General features: G+C 45.4%; 19 protein-coding genes and 1 pseudogene. 8 read left to right on the forward strand and 12 right to left on the reverse strand.

Annotated elements, in window-relative coordinates:
• Window positions 1-46: 46 nt before the first annotated feature.
• From AC55NX_RS09990 to AC55NX_RS10000, 3 genes and pseudogenes are all read right to left on the reverse strand, one after another.
• A pseudogene (locus AC55NX_RS09990) lies at window positions 47-2,502 on the reverse strand (ABC transporter permease).
• Window positions 2,483-3,154 carry an ABC transporter ATP-binding protein gene (locus AC55NX_RS09995; protein WP_059120691.1) on the reverse strand — a complete coding sequence of 224 codons (672 nt, stop codon included), beginning with the start codon at window positions 3,152-3,154 and terminating at the stop codon, window positions 2,483-2,485. The pseudogene AC55NX_RS09990 and the gene AC55NX_RS09995 overlap by 20 nt, the downstream one beginning before the upstream one ends.
• 79 nt (window positions 3,155-3,233) lie before the next feature.
• Window positions 3,234-4,616, reverse strand: coding sequence for an MATE family efflux transporter (locus AC55NX_RS10000; protein ID WP_496995598.1), 1,383 nt, complete (start codon window positions 4,614-4,616; stop codon window positions 3,234-3,236).
• A gap of 202 nt (window positions 4,617-4,818) precedes the next feature.
• On the opposite strand from AC55NX_RS10000, the gene AC55NX_RS10005 reads away from it, so the two are divergent.
• Window positions 4,819-6,246, forward strand: a complete 1,428-nt coding sequence (locus tag AC55NX_RS10005; RefSeq protein ID WP_496995599.1) for a DUF2867 domain-containing protein — start codon at window positions 4,819-4,821, stop codon at window positions 6,244-6,246.
• Window positions 6,247-6,281: 35 nt separating this feature from the next.
• On the opposite strand, the gene AC55NX_RS10010 is transcribed toward AC55NX_RS10005, so the two are convergent.
• Window positions 6,282-6,641 carry a cupin domain-containing protein gene (locus tag AC55NX_RS10010; RefSeq protein ID WP_496995600.1) on the reverse strand — a complete coding sequence of 120 codons (360 nt, stop codon included), beginning with the start codon at window positions 6,639-6,641 and terminating at the stop codon, window positions 6,282-6,284.
• 121 nt (window positions 6,642-6,762) lie between these two features.
• Window positions 6,763-6,912 carry a hypothetical protein gene (locus AC55NX_RS10015; RefSeq protein ID WP_496995601.1) on the reverse strand — a complete coding sequence of 50 codons (150 nt, stop codon included), beginning with the start codon at window positions 6,910-6,912 and terminating at the stop codon, window positions 6,763-6,765.
• A 200-nt stretch (window positions 6,913-7,112) separates the two neighbouring features.
• Between AC55NX_RS10015 and AC55NX_RS10020 the strand changes: the two genes are divergently transcribed.
• Both AC55NX_RS10020 and AC55NX_RS10025 read left to right on the forward strand, forming a co-directional pair.
• Window positions 7,113-8,651, forward strand: a complete 1,539-nt coding sequence (locus tag AC55NX_RS10020) for a ParB/Srx family N-terminal domain-containing protein (RefSeq protein ID WP_496995602.1) — start codon at window positions 7,113-7,115, stop codon at window positions 8,649-8,651.
• Window positions 8,651-9,556: a DNA adenine methylase gene (locus AC55NX_RS10025; RefSeq protein ID WP_496995603.1), complete on the forward strand. Its 906-nt coding sequence runs from the start codon at window positions 8,651-8,653 to the stop codon at window positions 9,554-9,556. The genes AC55NX_RS10020 and AC55NX_RS10025 overlap by 1 nt, the downstream gene beginning before the upstream one ends.
• Window positions 9,557-10,513: 957 nt before the next feature.
• Here AC55NX_RS10025 and AC55NX_RS10030 read toward each other — a convergent pair.
• The 5 genes from AC55NX_RS10030 to rsuA all read right to left on the reverse strand — a co-directional run bounded on the left by AC55NX_RS10030 (window position 10,514) and on the right by rsuA (window position 14,833).
• Window positions 10,514-11,113, reverse strand: a complete 600-nt coding sequence (locus AC55NX_RS10030) for an isochorismatase family protein (protein WP_496995604.1) — start codon at window positions 11,111-11,113, stop codon at window positions 10,514-10,516.
• A 117-nt stretch (window positions 11,114-11,230) separates the two neighbouring features.
• Entirely contained in the window at window positions 11,231-12,097 is an 867-nt protein-coding gene (locus AC55NX_RS10035) for a LysR family transcriptional regulator (protein ID WP_496995605.1), read from the reverse strand.
• A 77-nt stretch (window positions 12,098-12,174) separates the two neighbouring features.
• Window positions 12,175-12,840, reverse strand: coding sequence for a DUF2913 family protein (locus AC55NX_RS10040; protein ID WP_496995606.1), 666 nt, complete (start codon window positions 12,838-12,840; stop codon window positions 12,175-12,177).
• A complete protein-coding gene (locus AC55NX_RS10045; protein ID WP_496995607.1) occupies window positions 12,837-14,051 on the reverse strand; it encodes a Bcr/CflA family multidrug efflux MFS transporter in 1,215 nt (404 codons plus the stop codon). Before AC55NX_RS10045 ends, AC55NX_RS10040 begins: the two co-directional genes overlap by 4 nt.
• Window positions 14,052-14,119: 68 nt before the next feature.
• Complete coding sequence (gene rsuA / locus AC55NX_RS10050) at window positions 14,120-14,833, reverse strand: 16S rRNA pseudouridine(516) synthase RsuA (protein WP_496995608.1); 714 nt, start codon at window positions 14,831-14,833, stop codon at window positions 14,120-14,122.
• Between the two features lie 89 nt (window positions 14,834-14,922).
• Here rsuA and radD point away from each other — a divergent pair, with 89 nt between their 5' ends.
• The 4 genes from radD to AC55NX_RS10070 all read left to right on the forward strand — a co-directional run bounded on the left by radD (window position 14,923) and on the right by AC55NX_RS10070 (window position 18,163).
• Window positions 14,923-16,668, forward strand: a complete 1,746-nt coding sequence (gene radD, locus AC55NX_RS10055; protein WP_496995609.1) for a DNA repair helicase RadD — start codon at window positions 14,923-14,925, stop codon at window positions 16,666-16,668.
• A 142-nt stretch (window positions 16,669-16,810) separates the two neighbouring features.
• Complete coding sequence (rplY, locus tag AC55NX_RS10060) at window positions 16,811-17,089, forward strand: 50S ribosomal protein L25 (protein ID WP_496995610.1); 279 nt, start codon at window positions 16,811-16,813, stop codon at window positions 17,087-17,089.
• Between the two features lie 468 nt (window positions 17,090-17,557).
• Window positions 17,558-17,704, forward strand: coding sequence for a hypothetical protein (locus AC55NX_RS10065; protein ID WP_157371865.1), 147 nt, complete (start codon window positions 17,558-17,560; stop codon window positions 17,702-17,704).
• Between the two features lie 234 nt (window positions 17,705-17,938).
• A complete protein-coding gene (locus AC55NX_RS10070; RefSeq protein ID WP_496995611.1) occupies window positions 17,939-18,163 on the forward strand; it encodes a hypothetical protein in 225 nt (74 codons plus the stop codon).
• A gap of 46 nt (window positions 18,164-18,209) precedes the next feature.
• Here AC55NX_RS10070 and AC55NX_RS10075 read toward each other — a convergent pair whose 3' ends face one another.
• Window positions 18,210-18,461, reverse strand: a complete 252-nt coding sequence (locus AC55NX_RS10075; RefSeq protein WP_496995612.1) for a DUF1289 domain-containing protein — start codon at window positions 18,459-18,461, stop codon at window positions 18,210-18,212.
• A 290-nt stretch (window positions 18,462-18,751) separates the two neighbouring features.
• On the opposite strand from AC55NX_RS10075, the gene AC55NX_RS10080 reads away from it, so the two are divergent.
• Complete coding sequence (locus AC55NX_RS10080) at window positions 18,752-19,198, forward strand: META domain-containing protein (RefSeq protein WP_059120675.1); 447 nt, start codon at window positions 18,752-18,754, stop codon at window positions 19,196-19,198.
• Window positions 19,199-19,238: 40 nt separating this feature from the next.
• On the opposite strand, the gene AC55NX_RS10085 is transcribed toward AC55NX_RS10080, so the two are convergent.
• On the reverse strand, window positions 19,239-20,171 hold the full coding sequence (locus tag AC55NX_RS10085) for a class I SAM-dependent methyltransferase (RefSeq protein WP_496995695.1): 933 nt from the start codon (window positions 20,169-20,171) through the stop codon (window positions 19,239-19,241).
• Window positions 20,172-20,173 lie beyond the last annotated feature (2 nt).

A 20,173-nucleotide genomic window follows, 5' to 3' on the forward strand; every position in this document is an offset into this window, starting at 1 on the left:
CGGAAAAAACGAAGGAAAAAACTGAGAAAAGATGACCACTTAAAGATTATAGAGAATCCCTAAAAGATTGAATTGGAGAGCGTAAAGTCAATTTGACTACTGGGATTGCCCCGGCGATGACCAGTGCAGCTATCGACCATAATGCCGTAGACAGATAGCCGGAATACATAAAATAGAGTTGTACAGACCAACCAAACGTCTGCCGAATAACCATATCCATCACCAGCACTGACAAACTAATGCCGAGTGGAATCGCAATCAACAAAGAAATAACCCCGAAAGTCGAAAGTTGCAAACTCCCAATCACGATCAGCTCTTTGCCGGATACACCAAGGTAACGCATCAAGGTCAGATGCTTTCTTCTCGCCAGCTCACCGGAAAACGTTGCAAAGAAAATCCCGATCACAGCAATCAACAAAGTAATTTTACTGAGCTTATCTGCAATGGAAAAAGTACGGTCAAATGTCCGCATGACCGCTTGATGAACAGTCCGATGATTAAAGACCCGTTCACTATCCAGATAAAAAGTATTCAGTAGTCGCTGCTTGAGACGATTTTCAGCATCAAGATCCGACGTTTTCGTCAGGACATTGAGGATAATGTCCCCATGTGCTGCAAATATTTGCTGCCAGGCAAATTCAGAGATAAGTACCTGATAGAAGGGATTGCCATAGTCATAATAGATACCAGCGACATACCAGCCTTTTCCCAGCGGAGGTGGCAGTGAGATATGTTCTCCGGGCCGAATGCCCAGTTTTAACGCCATAGACTCACTAATCAATACACTTTTGCTCCGGTGCAGATACTCCCAGAAATCCGGTACGGCAACTTTCATGGTAGTCGCCCCTAACTCAATATCCGTCGCGCCGGTACTTACTACTTGGATAAGGCCTTGTTCTGACGGGATATCACGTTCCCAACGCTTCCAGACAAAGTCCACCTCATCTTGCTGCTGTAGCCAGCGGGTCATATCCGCTTGAGATGATGGTGAAGCATATATATATACAAATCAGCGGCTAATTTTTCATTGAGCCAGTGGTCCATCGTGCCCCGGAAACTGCCTACTAAAGTCTCAATGCCGATATTGGCAGTCAGCGCAATTAAGAATGCCATAGTCGCAATACCGCGATATCCCATACTTGCGGCAGCATCAGCAAAAAACCAGCGCCGTTTGACATCTTTGAGGCGATAAGAAAGCCAGTCACAAACCTTCCAGAAAAGAAACGGAGTCATCAGCCCGACACTAATCAAGATCAACGCCGGTACCACAAATCCAGTCCACAACTGCTGCACAAACAGATAAATCAGAATTGCTGTCCCAAATAATAAAACAGCAACAATCGCCTGACAGGCAAACTCGATCCCGGCAAAACGCACCAGAGAAACTTTTGCGGTTAAGCGAATAGAAGGAGACTTCAATAATCGAATCAATGGCCATAGACAGGCAGCTAAAGCACCGAGCGTTGCCATCACGAAACTATACAGCCCCCAACGCCAGTTCCAGTCGATGAAGAAGCTTTCCGGCTCGCTCATCACGGCTGAATAGACGGACGGAATCAAACGATCCGCCAACAACAATCCCAAAAAGTTACCAGAAATCCAAGAGATCAAAATCAACAGACTGAGCTCGATCATCAATGCTTTAGTCAGTTCGATACCGGAGACACCTGCCTGACGCATCATGCCCACCAGCGGTTGACGCTGAATAAAAGAAAGCGATATTGCCTGATAAAAAATAAATAGTCCGACTAAAAATGCCAGCACACCGATAACATCTAAGTTCAACAAAAATGCCTTGGTCAGCGAACCGATATCAGAACGATATTGCCGATTGATCGATAGCGTTGATGGCAACACCTGCTTCAATCGTTGTAACGTCTCATTCGACATTTCCCGACAGGCAATCACAGATAGAAAGCTCTCTCCCGTCAAAGCACGAACCCGCGACAGATTGGTCATCACTCGACGCCCATAAACCCAATCATGCTGATCGACAATTACCGGGCCGATATGTCCACCGGATGAAAGTGTAATCCAGTCGCCATTCTTTAACTGTTCATGCTTGGCAAACTCACGGCTGATGATCACCGAATTTGGTGCAATCAGTAACGGTAGGATCGGCTGTTGCCAGAGAGACTGCTTTGAGGAAACGACATTCGTCATACTGACAGGATCGATGCCAATCACGGTCAGCGTTTCTCCGTGCTCCGTTTCCGCTTTAAAACGGCTGAAAGGCACGCACTGGTGAAAACCTGCCTGCTGTAAGTGTTGATAAACTTGATATGGAATCTGATTTTCCAGAGAACGGGGACGAATGTGATACGGCAGCGGATTTGCAAACAGCTTCTCCCCATGCGCATAACTTTTACGGGCATGTTCGGTAATCGCTGTGACACCGATAAGAATAGAGACCCCTAATGTCAGCCCCAGCCAGACCAGTAAAATCTGTAATGGTGAGCGACGATAATGACCCAGCAGTCCTTTAACTACGGGACACAACATGTAACTGCCCTCCCTGTAGACGAACACACCGTTCCATATGGCTAGCCACTTTTTGACTGTGGGTGACAAGCAACAGTGTATATTCAAGTCTACGGGATAAAGATGTCAGGAGCCGAAGTACTGCCTCTGCATTTTTTTCATCCAGACTTCCCGTGGGCTCATCAGCCAACAACAGTTTCGGTTCCATATAGAGCGCTCTGGCAATCGCGGCACGTTGCTGCTGACCACCGGACACTTCTTCCGGATAGCGTCCGAGCAGAGGCATTAAATCAAGGGCAGATAAAATCTGACGCCACAGTCCTTGATCTTCCGGGAGTCGGCGTAACTGACGACAGAAACGAATATTATCGGCAATATTCAGTGTCGGAAGTAAATTAAACTGTTGGAAAACGTGACCGATATGATGGCGTCGGTAAGCAGCGCGATGGTGTTCAGAAGCGCTATGCATCGGGAAATTGGGAAACCAAATGTCCCCAGAGTCCACTTTATCTATTCCTGCGATCAAGTTCAAAAGTGTACTCTTACCAGAGCCGCTTTCTCCCATCAATGCGACCTGCTCACCCGATGTCAGCTTCAGCTCTGCGCCTTGTAAAATAGGGTGAAACTCCTCCCCATCTAAATAGCCTTTACACAGGTCTGTCAGTTCTAACATCTTTGGATCCACTCTCACACATCTCGGTGTGTGAATCTACACTAAAAACCATAATGGAGAAAGTAGTTTGCGGTGTTAATCACACATCCGTTTCTATCAGATTTCTCATCCATTTCTTACTTCGTATGCGTGGAATCGAGCCAATCCATTTCACGCATTCCTCAGTCAGAAAGGCCAGATACACCCACTCCGGCGGTGCATGGAACATCACAGCGACGATGGCTGTCACCGGAATACCAATCACCCACTGGGCACATATATCCTGATACAGACAGAATTTCACATCTCCGCCGGCACGCAACACACCGACAATCGCAGACATCGGAAAAGAACGTAGCACAATGCCAATACTCAGAATTGCAATAAATTTTTCAGCCAACGCGCGGGTTTCCGGCGTTAAAGCAGAAAATGCATTTAACACTGGGGTTTGCAATAAGTACAACAAGATCGCGACAACGATACTGGCAAAGACACACAGAATCGTCAATGCAATGGCCTGATCATAGGTTTTTTCATATTCTTTCGCACCCAGTTGATTACCGACCAGAACCGCTGCGGCACTGGAAATGCCGATCATAAAACTGAGCGAAATCGATTCAACCGGCGTCATCACCGATAACGCCGCCAGCCCTTGCACCCCACTCAGTCCCATAATGGCATGATAAGCAAACAACCCGCCCGACCAAATCAAGAAGTTAAAGGTGGTTGGCAATGAGAGCTGCAAAAAGCGCTTCACCTTGCGCAAATTCACTGCGGCTACCACGTCATACCATCCAAACGCCAATAAATGCTGTTTTCGATAAAGGTAACCATACAAGGTCACAATTTCGATCACACCACTGAGGACCGTAGCAATCGCAGCCCCGGCAATCCCCATCGCAGGTAACCCGAAATGACCGAAGATCAAGACCCAGTTCAACACCACATTTGAACCGATACCAATGGCACTGAAGAAAGTGCTGATCCCCGGTTTATGCATTGCTCGCAACCCGACGGCCATACTGCTGACCATCGCCACAGCATACATACTGACCGACGTAATCTGTAGATACTCGCTTCCTAAGCGAATGACATCAGGCGAATCGGTCGCCACCGACATCACCGATTCCGAGAACAGCATAAACAGTAACACGGTGATGGTGGCAAAAAACATTGAGACCAGACAGGTTAACGCGGTACTTTCGCGAACCCCCTGCTTATTCACGGCTCCCCAATATTGAGCGGTGAGCAACGCCCCGCCGGTTGTTACACCAACCAGCATAATTGTCGAGACAAATGTCGCTCTGGCAGCAACACCGACCGCAGCGATCTCCGCTTCGCCCAGTTGTCCCAGCATAATGACATCCACCAACCCCCGGCTGGAAAATAAAATATTTTGCACAGCAATTGGGATTGCAATCGCAATCAACTGACGCACAAAATTGCCCCGAACCGAGGAAAGAATTGTGATAATCTTAGACAAAAGCGTATCTACTCCGGTGATAGGATCGTTTCCCTAAGTCAATGGTGACTCAGGAGAATTTACAGACTCAGAAAAACTGAAAAACGGTTCAAGTATAACATGGGCCAGTGACACCCCAAAGTGTATTCTGTATGCTAATCACGATTCATATCAGTAGACTGAATCACCGTCTTTGCCATCACCCACGACTTATGGATTATTTATGAAAAATGTACTCGTCCTCGGTGCATCCGGTTACATCGGTTCACAACTTGTCCCCCACCTGCTGGCACAAGGTTACACCGTCACAGCCGCGACGCGTCATGTTGAGTCATTGAAAGCCCGTCTGGAATCCCACCCTAACCTTCAGCTCGCATATCTTGATTTAGCCGACTCAGACGCGACACAGGCACTGATTCCTCACTTTGATCTGGTCTATTTTCTCGTCCATGGCATGGCTTACGGCGGTGATTTTTTTGACTACGAATTACAGTTGGCAGAGAACTTCAGACAGGCGGCAGAACACAGCCACATTGAGCACATTATCTATCTCAGTGCCATTCAACCGGAGTCGGGGCACTCTGAACACCTCAAAGCCCGAAAAATGACCGGAGAGTGTCTGCGGCGGCTTTCAATCCCGATCACTGAACTGCGGGCCGGTGTCGTAATTGGTCCAGGATCCGCTGCGTTTGAAATTATGCGTGACTTTGTCTACAACCTGCCGATCCTCATCACTCCCAAGTGGGTGGATTCAAAAGCCAATCCGATCGCGCTGGAAAACCTGAATTATTATTTACTGCGTTTTGCAGAGTCCTCCCCGACCGGACATCAGTTATTTGAAATCGGTGGCCCGGAAGTGCTCAGCTATCGCGAGCAATTCAAAATTATTTGCCAGATGGCCGGCCAACCTTTCCGTCTCTGGTCAACCCGTTTACTGACACCCCAAATTGCTTCCTACTGGCTCGGTATGATTACCTCAGTGCCCAGCAGTATCGGTAAAGCATTACTGGCTGGCCTGACCCATGATTATGTGGCCGATAACCGCGCAATCACCGAGCTTTACCCACAAAAGTTACTCAGCTACAGCGACGCTGTGCAGCAAACTATTGCCCGGGAAGGACGTTTTGTCCGGAGTCAGGTTTGGGGATTCGACCCACACGCACTCAATCGCTGGCAGCCGGGTTATGGCTATTATCCCAAGCAGGCTGGCGCAACGTGTCAAACCACAGCAACGACAGAACAACTCTGGGCAGTGATTCGGCGCATAGGCCAACGGCCGGAAGGTTATTTTTTCGCCAATAGCTTATGGCGAACCCGGGAATGGCTCGACTTCTTTTTCGGCGGCGGCAAACCAGTCAGAAGAGCCCCGCAAGGCGACCAGCTGAAGGTCGGTGATTATATTGATTCGTGGAAGGTGATTCGCTGCGAGCCGGGTCAGTTTCTCTCGCTGCTATTCGGCATGAAAGCCCCGGGACTCGGCCGACTGGAATGTTCAATCACGGATGAAGGCACCCACCGCACCTTAGACATCCGGGCATGGTGGCACCCACAAGGATTTTACGGCCTGCTCTATTGGTTCGTGATGATGCCGGCGCACCTGTTTATTTTCAAAGGTATGGTCAAGCGTATTTGCAGGAAAGCGGAGCGGTAGTCAATATCGGGTGTTGAGAATCCGCTACACCCGATTTAAGACTCTTGTGATCCTTGTACTTCAATACGATCACCATGACTTGGTGGAGTCGATGTCACCACAAAATGCAAATCTGTTTGAGTTCGATTACTTAACTGATGTGGTGTGTTACTAGGCACATGTAGCCCTTGGTTCTCTTTTAACTCAAAAGTTTCACCATTCACTTCTAATGTGGCACAACCAGACAGAACAAAGAAAAACTGTTCTGATTGCTCATGCAAATGGCGCACCTCACTACAACCCGAAGGGACTCGCTCTTGGATTACGCTAAGACTCTTCGACTTGACCAAGTGCCAACCATCACATGCCTCACCCCACAAATAATGTTCTGCATTTTCCTTAGATACTACCGTCAAGTTTCCTCCTAGAGCATAACTGTGTCTTTTTAGATGTGTCCGCTAAATTGGGAGAGAACCCATCGTTTTTCGGCCAAGCACTTAAACGCCTTGTATGGGCGTAGTCAAATATGATTAGGTTTTATATTTTTACTCCATACACTCTTGCTACTTTTCGTCTATTTTGACCTACATCATTCATTAAACCTGAAAAATATTTCCCTAATTTTTCATCATCTTTTGTTGTCTCAGGGAAAAATGGGTCTCTAATTTTTATAAACAAACTTTCCATGTAGACCAGACTTAGAAGAGACCATAACATTAATGGGTATGTTGCTCGCTGTTTTTTTGGGGTGGGGATATGTGGTTGCTAATTCAATCCGAACGTCTTTGCATTTAGTTATCAACATCTAAATACTGAACGGAATGCTTAACACGTATAGCTTAGTGTTTTATTATTGTGCAATCAGTTGTCTTATTGGAAAAACGTCAATGCAAGAAGAAAAAGAATGGTGGGAAAAGCGTGTTCGTCGGTCTGTAGATTACTTAAAACTATGGAAAGGTAACCCTCGTTTCGACGGAGAAAGTGCGGTAACAAAAATTAAGGTGTCCGACTTCGCCGACGATATCATTAGCTTCAAAACTGACAAAGATGACTTTTATGACCTAGTGAAATCAATTGTGAAACATGGATTTAGAAGCTTTGACCCTATTGTCGTATGGAAGAATGAAGATGGTAAATACACTGTGGCCGAAGGTAATCGTCGTGTATTAGCCTTAAAATTACTCAGACAACCACATTTAGCTCCAAGCTCAATTCGACAGTTTATCAGGCAACAGGCATCTAAATTTGATAAATACGCTGTTGAAAAAATACCTGTTTGCTTAGCTCCTAGCTACGAAGATGCTAGATGGTATATTTTGGAACGCCATGCCGTTTCTGGGGCAACACACAAGCGCTGGGATCGTCTTCAGCAAATGCGATATATCGTAGAGTTGTACGATGATTACAATCACGATGCTGACCTATTAATTGAAAAAACTAATTTCACAAGAAAAGCTATATTTGATGCTATTCGTTTCGTAACGATTCGAGACTGGGCCACTCATGACAAGGTGTTATCCTTTATGACCCCGGAAGAGAAAGAGTTAATCTATAGCCGAAGTATCAATATTTCCATCTTAGAACGATGGTTTACTAGTGAAGATGTAAAGCAAGCTTGGGGTGTGTCTTTCGATGAGGAATCCGTAGTTATATCATCAAATATGAACAGCTTTTTAGTTGCTTACGCTGGATTTCTAAAGCTAATGTTCGGTGTGACAGCCAATGATTTAGGATTCGATGTCAACACACGTACCATTCCACAACGAAATAAAGATATTCTTAACCACCTACCCAAGGTCGTTTTTGGCGAGGAAGAAACCGAACAAACGAAACCACATGGTAACTCTCAAAGTAGCGGAGAACAAGGACACCAGGATAGTAAAGAACAAACGTCACCTACTAATGGTGGCAATGCTGACTCCAACACAAATCCCGAACCAAATCCAACACCGCTGAAGAAAGCTCCTCCGCGTAACAGATTACGAATGATCGATGCATCAACAGTTCGTATAAGTGCCAAAAGTAAGCGTATCAATGCAATTTTTTATGAGTTGACACAAATTCCTGTGAAAAAGTATACGCACATAGCCGCTTCATCGTTGAGAGTTTTTCTTGATTTATCTGTTGATGAATATATTAAAAAACAAAAGCTTGAGCAAAATATAGCCCAGAAATATAACAGTAATTACGACCATACAGTTCTTTTGCAGAGATTAAAGTTCATTCAAAATGATCATTTGGAGTGTAAAAAGGCTAATAAATGTGTAAGCAAACTTCTGCAGCCTAGCAACGAGCACAGCTTGGATACGTTAAATAGTTTTGTTCATGGTCATGAAACACATAAATGTGACGCTGGATTTGTCAATAGCTTCTGGGATATGCTTACGCCCCTTATGAGTGAGCTTATAGGCATGAGAGAGCACTAATGTTTTATTCTCCATTAAGATACCCAGGTGGCAAATCGAAACTTACAGCATATGTTCTGGAAACATTGAAGATCAACGACTTGCATGGCGGAGCATATGTTGAACCTTTTGCTGGAGGTTGTGCGATTGCATGGTACCTTTTGTTGGAAGGACACGTGAGTAAAGTCTTTATCAATGATCTCAACCCTTCCATTCATGCTTTTTGGTTCAGTGTACTTAATCATACCGACGATTTATGCCAAATGATCACCGACGTAAATGTAACAATAGATGAGTGGCATAAACAGAGAGAGGTTCAACAATCTAAAGATGCAACGATTTTAGAATTGGGATTCTCAACCTTTTTCCTCAACAGAACAAATAGATCAGGAATAATAAAAGCGGGAGTTATTGGGGGACTTGAGCAGCAAGGCAACTATAAACTTGACTGCCGTTTCAATAAATATGCTCTAATAGATAAGATCCGAGCGATTGCCTTTAGAAGAGATGATATAACATTGACAAAACTGGATGCTGTTCAATTTATAAATGAGAATTTAAAAGATATCGACTCGAAAGCTCTTGTGAATATCGATCCACCCTATTATGTAAAAGGGAAAGGCTTGTATCAAAATTTTTATGAGCATAAAGACCACTACGAATTATATCAGGCTGTTATTAGGATCCAGCAACCTTGGATGGTTACCTATGACAACACGCCTGAGATCTCATGTATTTACTCTGAGTTCAACCCTCAACCATTTGGTCTGACTTATACAGCTCAAACAAAGAGGAAAGGTTCTGAAGTTATAATTCATGGTCCAATGGTAAAGAAATGCATTTATAAGCCTGATGTTACATTTGAAGAGCTCAAAAAACTGAAATCTAAGATCGCCACACCTCCAACCACCACTCTAAAATCCTAGATCGCTGGGTCGGTCACACCAGACTGGCCCTGTAATCTCGCTCTAAGGCTTATCCTGCCTGACTTCCTGCATGATGTAGTTTCTGTAGTTATCGCGACGGCGTCGTCGGTCCGATCTCTATCCGGTCTTTAGCTGCGATTTTGGCTAGATACCGAGCTGGACACGAACCCTAATGTAAATTTCCTATTTAGGTTTTCCGTCCAGTTTGCCGACGGCGGCGGCAGTAGATACATTTTTCCTGTTGTCCTGACAGTTGCGACGGTTCTGACAGCCGTGACAATCCCGACAGTAACCAGCTAGATTCACATCCTATTCTACTAACCCAACTCGCAGCCCTAACGCATACCAGAGCCGCGCTGTAATCCAATGTGCCGTTGGTTTTTCCGGTTTCAGTATGAATACCAGTCCAGTGATTAGCTGCTGTTTCTGGTGCTGTGGTTGAGTACTGCTGATTACTAGTCGAAATCACTTAAGAGATAACAGACCGATTACCACTGAGGGTAATCGGTAGCTATTCAGTATTTAGACATAAACCGTATGAATAAAAATCAATCTAATCCATTTTCCACACATTAACTGCTCACGCAGCTAATGTGCCGTTGAGATGAGGTCACCGAAATAACTTTAGTTAGTTATCGTGAAAATCTGATCACACATTCCAAATGCGAAATCAACTTTATAGCCTAGTATTTCAGCCCCCACTTCAGCTTTAGACTTACACAGCCTTATTCTTTTGCGGTACCGATGCATGCTGTTTGTTAACTTCATTTGCCATTTCCGCTACGATGCCTTTCGGGTTGTCTTTTTCTTTAAAGGCCGCAAGAATAGCTTCATCAATTTTAGCCTGAGTCTCTACAACAAAACCCGCCAGTGATAGCGTTTTTTACAGAGCCAATAACAAAAACCTGCCCGATTAAAAGTGCAGGTCTTTTGAGTTCAGACTTATTCTGAACCGATTTAGAGCAAATCAGCCAGAGACTGAATTGAAGCATAACGGTCACGCAACGCGGCCATTGCTACCGAGTGAACCAGATGCTCATTGATTGGATTACCATGCTGATCTGGCAGGGGTCGTGAGGCACAGGCGTCTTCACAAACAATCACATCGTAACCTAATTCTACGGCTTTAATGGTTGTCGCCGTGACACACATATGGCTCATAAAACCGACGATGATCAATTGTTGACGGCCGGTGTGTGCTAATAACGCCTCAAGCTCCGTCTTAAAGAATGAATTCGGCAGGGTTTTATGGATGACGGTTTCATTGTCTGTTGGTTTGACAGCATCAATCGCATCAGATAAACGAGACTCACAGTTAAATACCGGGGAAGCCGCACTGGCTTTATGTAAGATATGGAAAATCGGTGCAGACTGAGTCCGGGCTGTCTCAAGCAATGCTTTGGCCTTTCCCAGAGGCGTCACACCAGCTTCATTTAAAGACAAGATCCCATCAACATACTCATTTTGATAATCGATGAAAAGAACAACGGCATTGCTCCAATCAATTTGATGATCCGGAAGTCCGGCAATATTGCGCAGTGTATTGAGTTTAGCCATATTTGTTTCTCCTGTTAAAACAATGGCTATTATACCGACCCGGCAATGTGAGTTAATTGCTATTGATGCAGGTGTGATGTGCAAAAATGAATGTGGACTTCAAATAAGATTTCTATTTCAGGACTCGCCTTGTAGCTCATTGTGGAAAATTTTAACCAACTCTTCCATGACGAGTTTTTTCGCGGTTGATGACATGGTTTTTTTAGTGGTTAACAGCCAGACTTCCCGTGTAATCGCTATCTCTGGTTTGACTGTAGATAAGGGGCTCGACCGCAGCGCTACCTTCGGCAGTAAAGCGATGCCGTAACCATGTTCGGCTGCTTTTCTTTGTGCGGCAACCGTATCAGTTTGGATCTTGATCGACTTCGTGCCGAATCGGTCAATCAGATACTGGCATTCTGGCAGATGGCTCAACTCAGCCGTGTAGGTGACGATATTCACCGGTTCATGATTGCGCAGTCGTTCTATCCAATCATCGGTTCCGGACAATACAAACTCGACTTCACCCAATTTTTTGCAGATTGATTCTCCTGTTTCGGGAAGCTCCATTCTTAATGCAATATCCGCTTCCTGTTTGGCAATATTCACATTTCGATTGGACGTATCCATTTCAAAGCGCAGTTCAGGAAAACGAGTGTGCAGATGTTTCAATTTTTCGATGACAAACTGTTCAGCCAAAAATGGCACCATTGAGATCTTAATATTTTGGTTAAATCGCGTATCAGGCGAAAGTGATTCAGAGAGATTGTTAATATTATCTCTCAGGCTGATAGTTCGTTCATATAATAGCTTCCCTTCAATGGTGGATAAGAACCCATCACCGGTGCGATTGAACAGTTTCAACTTTAAAGCATCTTCCAGCCGGTCGATACGTCTTGATACCGTCGCGTAGTTGACGCTCAGCCGATGTGCTGCGGTACTGACCTTGCCGGTTTCATAAAGTGCCAGAAAATACTTCAGATCATCCCAATTGATATTGTTCATTATCGATTCCGCAATTGAACCCATGCCTTGATGAATATACCGACATACAAAATGCCACTTCCCCCGCTCACATGAACTTAATCCACCTGAAATCCAAGGGGGATTTCGGCCAGCTGTTCTCCGCGATTACCGGGATAGATCAAATACTCGCCGTGGTATTTTACGTTGGATTTATAATCGGTTCGTTTATGAACCATAAGGCCAGCTTGCCATGCCTGATCTACGAACTTTGAATGGTTACCTCGCACAAAGAAACTCATCGGTTGAGTCAGGAGCGCGCCATCAAAACAAGCTTCACACTGTTGCGCGCAAAGCGCTAACGAATTGGGACTTTCCGTGAATAACTGCACTTTACCGCAACCCACCAAGGGTTCCGAAGTGGAGATCTCCCAACCCGCTTCGGTCATGGTATCGAGGAACTGCTCAATCTGTTGATCGGTAATTGGCTGCCCGGCAGGCACATCAGTGGCGAAAAAAAGGCGATAATAGGCGGATATCCGCTGAAATACCCGTTCCAAACCGGCATGATTGCCCTGAGAGCGTCCGGCTTTCTGCCACCCCGTCAGGTCATTAACGACACAACGGTGAAAACGTTGCTGTTTTAAAGCATTGGTCACCCAGCGAATCAGAAAATGATTATTGGCCACCGGTGCATCAACCAGTTGACCGCGTTGATGTGCTTGCGTTAATTCGGTCAACGCAGCATTCACCAGCCGCTGAATTTCTTCATGATATGCCATCATGCTCCCCTTGACCCTTTTGCAGACATCCAATAACTCAGTCCGGACAAAACTGAACAGACCGCCATACTGAACACCATCGGCCAGACTGCATCTCCGGGCATTGCCGCGACAATGACCCCGACAACCGAGCCGACACCAAAACGAAAAGTACCAGCCAATGAAGAGACGGTACCAGCCATATGCGGATAACCACTCATGAGTAGCCCCATGGCATTACTTCCGATAGTTGAAATCATTCCGATAAATAGTACGACAAACGGTACGGTTCCCCATAATCCCCAATCAAAAAACCAACCGATCAGTAATCCGAGCCCGGCCAGAAACTGAATTGATAGCCCAAGACGGAGCATCATGATTGAGCCAACCTTTTTGACAAAGCGGCTATTGATGCTGGTCATCAACATAATGCCCAGAATATTGAGACCAAACAGATAACCGAATTTGTCTGGGCTCACGCCATAAATATCAATGTAAACAAACGAGCCTGCCGTCAAGAAAGAGAACATCCCGGCAAAAGAGAATCCGCCACAAAGCATCAACCCAAGAGACCAAGATGACTGGCATAACTGCCAATAGTTGCTCAGCGTCTGTTTGAGATTTAATCGCTGACGATTTTCTTCTTTTAAGGTTTCAGGAATTTTCCACATCACCATGACAATCACGACCAACGCAAATCCCGTCAGTACCCAGAAAATCGCACGCCAACCGAACAAGACCGCCAGATGCCCCCCCAGCATGGGTGCAACCAGTGGTGCAAGTGTGATCACCAAGGTAATAAAAGACATTGCTTTGGCAAAATTTTCTTGGTTAAACATGTCACGCACCACCGCTTGAATCACCACCGCGGCAGCAGCCCCTGCAAATCCCTGCGCAGCACGGACATAAGTCAAGGCTTGGATATCATTGACGCTGGCACAGATGACTGAACACAAACCGAATAATGCGAGCCCAAGCAGCATGACCGGACGACGACCATAACTATCTGAAAACGGGCCTTGAATCAGCTGTCCCACGGTAAATCCGATCGTGTAGGCCGTTAAGGTCATCTGAACGGATCCGGCGCTCACGCCTAAATCACGGGCAATCACGGGCATCGCTGGCAGATACATATCAATCGCTAATGGTGTAATCGCACCAATCGCACCTAAAATGATAAAAAGTAATAAGTCCATCCGGGGAGAACTGTCTTTTAATGCGTGTTCGGTACTCATAAAACTCCTATTTAGGTTATCGCCATCGTTCAGATGAACACATCATATTCATCAACATGTATTAGGGACTAATCATCCGCAGACTGCGTTTCCCAGACAGACTGTACTTCTGCCTCGGTCAGATAACGAGACTCGCCCGGTACCAGCGTATCATCAAGACGGATTTGTCCGACTTGCTCCCGGTGTAGCCCGACGACTTTGTTGCCAATTGCAGCAAACATGCGTTTCACCTGATGATATTTACCTTCATAAATTTTCAGGCGTGCTTCCTTTTCACCGAGAATTTCAAGCTGTGCCGGTAAAGTCAGTTCTCGCTCATTGCGTAATTGAATACCCTGTTTAAATTGGGTAACAGCATCCTCCGAAATCGGATCGGCCAGCCATACACGATAGACTTTGCCACATTGATGCTTAGGAGAGGTAACGCGATGAGACCACTGACCATCATCGGTAATCAACACCAGTCCGGTTGTATCAACATCCAACCGGCCCGCAAAATGCAAATGCTTCAGATGGGGTTCATCAAGCAACATAAAAGCAGTTTCATTAAAACCATCTTCGTGAGAACACACATAACCTTCAGGTTTATACAGCATGATATACTTCGGCCCGTGCAACCGTACCGGTTGCTCCTGCCAAGTGACCTCATCTGTAGCTGTCAGTTTCAGCGCGCCACTTTTTTGAACCTGTTCATTGACACAGACTTCACCCTGTTTGATGACTCCCGTCGCTTCTTTACGTGTGATGCCTAAAGCATCACATAAAAATTTATCCAGACGCATGCGTACCTCATGATATTGAAGTGCGCTATTATAGCCACCTATCAGCCATTAGTTGAGCAGTTTCACATTTTTCTTAAATAATTGAATCTATGTATACACTTCGTCCTTACCAAAGTGATGCTGTGAAAGCAGTCATCCATTATTTTCGTCATCACCATACACCGGCAGTGATTGTCTTGCCGACCGGTGCGGGGAAAAGCCTTGTCATTGCTGAACTGGCCCGAGTGGCAAAAGGACGGGTTCTTGTGCTGGCTCATGTCAAAGAGCTGGTCGAGCAAAATCATGAAAAATATGAAGGGTACGGCCTCAATGGTGCCATTTTTTCTGCCGGACTTGGCAGAAAAGAAACCGATCAACAAGTCGTGTTTGCCTCGGTGCAATCCGTTTCTCGTCACTTATCGGCATTTAGTCATCAGTTTTCGTTACTCGTCATCGATGAATGCCATCGTGTACCGGATAATCAAGACAGCAGTTACCAGAAAGTCATCACACATCTGCAGGCCAATAATCCCGGTATTAAAATTCTTGGCTTAACCGCGACTCCGTACCGACTCGGCATGGGCTGGATCTACCAATACCATACCCGCGGTCAGGTGCGCAGTGAAGATCCCCGTTTCTTCCGGGATTGTATTTTCGAACTGCCGATTCATTATCTGCTAGATGAAGGTTTTTTAACGCCTGCAAAGTTAATTGATGCCCCGGTGCTCAGTTATGACTTTTCTCAGGTCAAACCGATGTCAACCGGGGTGTATAAAACCTCGGAGCTGGACAAGGTGATTTCCCAAGCCAAACGCGCCACCCCACAGATTATTGCACAGGTCATTCAGCAAGCTGAACACCGACAGGGCGTGATGATCTTTGCCGCAACCGTTCATCATGCCCGAGAAATCTATGCACTACTGCCCGAATCAGAGACAGCGATTATCACCGGGGAAACACCGTCCCAAGAGCGAGATCAGCTCATCCGGCAATTTAAACAGCGCCAGTTGAAATATATGGTCAATGTCTCCGTCCTAACCACAGGATTTGATGCGCCTCATGTGGATTTAATCGCGATTCTGCGCCCGACTGAATCTGTCAGTCTGTATCAGCAAATTATCGGCCGGGGATTACGCCTTTCCCCCGGTAAGCAGGACTGCCTGATCCTCGACTATGCCGGAAATCAATACGATCTCGAACAACCTGAGGTCGGAGAGCCCAAACCCGACAGTCAAAGTGAGATTGTTACCGTTCCCTGCCCTGCATGTGGTTTTAACAATAACTTTTGGGGTAAGTTAGATGGCGGTGGATTTCTGATCGAACATTACGGGCGACGGTGTCAGGGTTACTTTACGGATGAAGACACGCAAGAGCGTCATCATTGTGGCTATCGTTTCCGGGCAAAATATTGTCATGAATGCGGAGCCGACAATGATATTGCAGCCCGCGTCTGCCATGAGTGCCAGACCATACTGGTCGATCCGGATAAGAAACTGAAAGAAGCACTCAACCTGAAAGATGCATTAGTCTTCGAATGCCTGAACATGGAGCTCAGCCTACATAAAGACAATCAAGGTAAGAACCAGCTTAAAATCACTTACCACGGCGAAAATCAGGCTCAGGTTCATGAATTTTGGCCTTTAACCACTCAAAAGCAGAAGCGGCTGTTTCAGCAACGCTTCGTCAGACCGCATCTGGCCGATAAACACCGGCCATTCTACGAATCATCACCGAGTCGCGTGGTTGCCCATCAACATCGTTTCCGGTTGTCACAATTTGTGATTGCCCGAAAATCGGGCCGTTTCTGGAAGCTGAGAGACAAGATTTTTGCCGATGAACTGAGCCAAAAATCTTAGGCCACAAGATACTTATTGCCCATGAAAGCAGAGAATGGTAGTATCCGCGCTCGTTTCATTATCTGTGTGAAACGAACTACGTCTGGCAAGGTCGCATTGCCAGACTTAACCAAACCATTTACTAATTTTGAGAGTAAATAATATGAAATTTGAAGCAGTCGTACGTACTGAACTAGGTAAAGGTGCGAGCCGCCGCCTACGTCATGCTGGTCAATTCCCAGCTATCGTTTACGGTGGTGATGCAGCCCCTGTATCTATCGCACTGAACCATGATGATATCATCAACCAAATGGACAAGCCTGAATTCTACGAAGCAATCACTCTTGTGATTGACGGCGCAGAAGTAAAGGTTAAACCACAAGATGTTCAACGTCACGTGTTCAAGCCAAAAGTAACACACATGGACTTCATCCGTATCTGATTCTCTTGAGAATTAGCCGGAGTAATCCAGCACCTTTTGCATAACAGATAGTCGGCCTTACCAACCGTAATATCTACAATTCAGAAACCCCGATGGCTACCAAACATCGGGGTTTTGCTATTTTATTCATCCCCGCCCCCCCTATGATGATAATAGGTAAGCAACCTGTTATGAAACGTTAAAAAAATGTACATAAATTTGTAGCTCACTTCCCAGTCCGAACACTTTTTGTTCGAAATAACTCGGAGACTCACCACGCTTCTCTTATACTCGCAGCTAACAATCAAACACAACATCGCAATCACAGGCAAAACAGACACAAAAATAATAATCACTAAGCGATGAATCGCTAAGACAGAGAATAGTTCCGATTCATTCTGCTTCAGGTCTCTAACAACGGTAAGTTCGGCTAACGTATGAGCAATGCTCTCGTTAGCCTTTTTGTTTTTATATTGAGGGGATTTGAAGATGAATACTGAAACACAAGCGCAAAAACAAATTATCGCTGGTCTGAAAACGATTGGAGAGAATTTCCTGAAAACGACCAAACACCTGCGTAATGTTGAGAAAAACTGTCGTGATGCTGCCACAAAGTTTCAGCAAACAACACGTTAATTTGACCTGACACAACAAACACAATCGTCGCGAAATAACTGCCCGGAGAGATAGTCCTGTGACTATCTCTTTTTTTTCAAGTCTTTTACAAGACATGGCGTTATTACGGGTATTCACTCGTCTTATAGTATTTTTTGCCCAAGATCAAAAATGATAGAGAACTCACATAGTACGAGTTGACGCAGCCAGACAAAGTGGCTATTTTTTGTACAACACTCACACACAGGAGGTCACATGAAACGTTCAAGTTCAACCTATCGACTAAAAATGATTAAGGAGGTCGCCCAAAAACAACAACACAGCCAATCTGATGATCCGATGGCAAACTACATCCATCATCTACTCCATGAACAACCCCGACATGACAAAAAAGCAGATGGTCACCGTCACTTTACTGGCAATCATTTTGATGAGCAGGTTGGCGGTTGGGTTAGTGATCGCTGGCACATCAGCAAGTAATCAAAGGCTGGTGAGACAACACACCGCATCTGTCTAAAAATATCATTTAAAATAGATCTCGCTGCGGGCTTTCCGAGTTGTGTTTATCTATACCACCAGTGGCTTGTTTTTTAGCCATTTTACGACGATAACGCATTCTGCATAATTGAATGACATGGATCTTCTCGGCCGAATTCATCTTCAACCAACGAAGACGTTCGTCTCGGTTTCTCATACAGCCCCGACAGTAACCTTTTTCATCCACTTCACACACACGGATACAAGGGCTGGGAATATCAAAAAAATCGAGTTGTTCCATGTCTTATGATCCACAGTCTGGTGCGATATTTATTGTTTCGTTCAATATAGCATTCGTCCGGAAGGTATTTTCGTTCCGTTATTGCTCTCCAGTGATTGAAATATCAAAATCCTTCTTTACAATCCTGTTGGGAGTTGGTTTACTTCGCCAAATTCTATTTGCATATGATGAGTCGTACTGACCCTAAAGCAAAGGTTACCGGATATATTCTCTGTCTATCCAGATTGACTGTGAATCTATATGCAAAAAGAATAACAACGTCACAATTTTAACAATCAAAGGTTGGTTATATGAAGCTTAGTTCAAAGGCTATCGTCACAACAGTAACATTCACAGCTTTCTTGGCTGGCTTGGCAGGATGCGCGAGTAAAGATAAGCCAATTCAGTTGTCTGAACTGCAAACCCCTCAGTGGCATTTGGTTGAATTGGATGGTAAAGCTTTGGAACGCCCGAAAGGGAAAAAAGCACCATCACTGCATGTTGATGAAAAAATGACGGCAACCGGACTGGCAGGTTGTAATGATTATGTGGGAGAAGTCGAAATCGATGTGGATTCACATGAGTTCAGAATCACCCATTTGAACTCAACGATGAAATTATGCCTGAAAAACGAAATGGCACTCAATAACACCATTATCTCAACGCTCTCCGAATGGAATCGCATCGACATTGATAAAGACAAACTAACCCTGAAAGGTGAAAAACATACTCTTGTTTTTCAAGCTCAAAACAAGTAATTGCGCGTTCCCGGTGGCAATCCCACCGGGCGTATTCTGCTTAATGGAATACCAGCGCCTTCAAGCCTGACTCAGGATCGACATCAGCAAATTCAGGCGGATTCTCTAAACGATGGCTTAGGGTCAGCGTCGGTGCTTCTTCACACATACTCTGAATCAGGAAATCACTTGGAACCATCGGTGCATTAACACAAGCGAGCACCTGCCCTTCTTCCGCCAGCCAATCATTCAAACGCCTTAAAATTTTCCGATAGTCTTTTGTCAGGGCGAAACTACCTTTTTGAAAGGTCGGTGGATCAATGACGATTAAATCATACGGGCCATACTTTTTAATTTTTCCCCATGATTTCAATAAGTCATGGGCAAGAAAATAGACGGAACTGATATCATGTTGATTAAGAAGGTGATTGTCTCGTCCTTTCGCCAGTGAAGATTTTGCCATATCCAGATTCACAACCTGAGTGGCACCACCAGCCACCGCAGCCACAGAAAAGCCACAGGTATAAGCGAAGAGATTCAAAACTCTCTTACCTGCAGCCTGTTCTCTCACCCAGCGCCGCCCGTAACGCATATCGAGGAACAGACCACAGTTCTGATTGCGTCCGATATCCAGTTGATATTTTAAGCCATCTTCGATTGCAACCGGATGCGATGTCAGCGTTCCCCACAGCACTTCAACAGGCGCACCTTGGGCATAGCGATGCTGGAGCACAATACTTTTTCCACCGCATTGCTGCCAACATTCTTGTTGTGTCAGCTCGTGTAACCCTTGGCGTAACAAACGGATAAAATGTTCATCCGGCGTTTTAAAAAGGCTCACCACCAGTTGCTGTGCCAACCAGTCTGCCGTCAGTTGCTCCAGCCCCGGCCAGCATCGTCCCCGGCCATGAAATAAACGTCTGATTTCAAGTAATTCAGGTTCGAGCTGTTGCTCAAGGTGTTGAAAAAAAGCTGTTAATTGATTGCTATCCATCA

It is taken from the genome of Vibrio rubrogenes (genome assembly GCF_059641415.1).

What these genes read in the sequence shown, in the direction of transcription:
- AC55NX_RS09995 (WP_059120691.1), bottom strand. Translation starts at nt 3,154, where the DNA reads ATGTTAGAACTGACAGACCTGTGTAAAGGCTATTTAGATGGGGAGGAG.
- AC55NX_RS10005 (WP_496995599.1), top strand. Translation starts at nt 4,819, where the DNA reads ATGAAAAATGTACTCGTCCTCGGTGCATCCGGTTACATCGGTTCACAA.
- AC55NX_RS10015 (WP_496995601.1), bottom strand. Translation starts at nt 6,912, where the DNA reads ATGGAAAGTTTGTTTATAAAAATTAGAGACCCATTTTTCCCTGAGACA.
- AC55NX_RS10020 (WP_496995602.1), top strand. Translation starts at nt 7,113, where the DNA reads ATGCAAGAAGAAAAAGAATGGTGGGAAAAGCGTGTTCGTCGGTCTGTA.
- AC55NX_RS10025 (WP_496995603.1), top strand. Translation starts at nt 8,651, where the DNA reads ATGTTTTATTCTCCATTAAGATACCCAGGTGGCAAATCGAAACTTACA.
- AC55NX_RS10030 (WP_496995604.1), bottom strand. Translation starts at nt 11,113, where the DNA reads ATGGCTAAACTCAATACACTGCGCAATATTGCCGGACTTCCGGATCAT.
- AC55NX_RS10035 (WP_496995605.1), bottom strand. Translation starts at nt 12,097, where the DNA reads ATGAACAATATCAATTGGGATGATCTGAAGTATTTTCTGGCACTTTAT.
- AC55NX_RS10040 (WP_496995606.1), bottom strand. Translation starts at nt 12,840, where the DNA reads ATGATGGCATATCATGAAGAAATTCAGCGGCTGGTGAATGCTGCGTTG.
- AC55NX_RS10045 (WP_496995607.1), bottom strand. Translation starts at nt 14,051, where the DNA reads ATGAGTACCGAACACGCATTAAAAGACAGTTCTCCCCGGATGGACTTA.
- rsuA (WP_496995608.1), bottom strand. Translation starts at nt 14,833, where the DNA reads ATGCGTCTGGATAAATTTTTATGTGATGCTTTAGGCATCACACGTAAA.
- radD (WP_496995609.1), top strand. Translation starts at nt 14,923, where the DNA reads ATGTATACACTTCGTCCTTACCAAAGTGATGCTGTGAAAGCAGTCATC.
- rplY (WP_496995610.1), top strand. Translation starts at nt 16,811, where the DNA reads ATGAAATTTGAAGCAGTCGTACGTACTGAACTAGGTAAAGGTGCGAGC.
- AC55NX_RS10065 (WP_157371865.1), top strand. Translation starts at nt 17,558, where the DNA reads ATGAATACTGAAACACAAGCGCAAAAACAAATTATCGCTGGTCTGAAA.
- AC55NX_RS10070 (WP_496995611.1), top strand. Translation starts at nt 17,939, where the DNA reads ATGAAACGTTCAAGTTCAACCTATCGACTAAAAATGATTAAGGAGGTC.
- AC55NX_RS10075 (WP_496995612.1), bottom strand. Translation starts at nt 18,461, where the DNA reads ATGGAACAACTCGATTTTTTTGATATTCCCAGCCCTTGTATCCGTGTG.
- AC55NX_RS10080 (WP_059120675.1), top strand. Translation starts at nt 18,752, where the DNA reads ATGAAGCTTAGTTCAAAGGCTATCGTCACAACAGTAACATTCACAGCT.
- AC55NX_RS10085 (WP_496995695.1), bottom strand. Translation starts at nt 20,171, where the DNA reads ATGGATAGCAATCAATTAACAGCTTTTTTTCAACACCTTGAGCAACAG.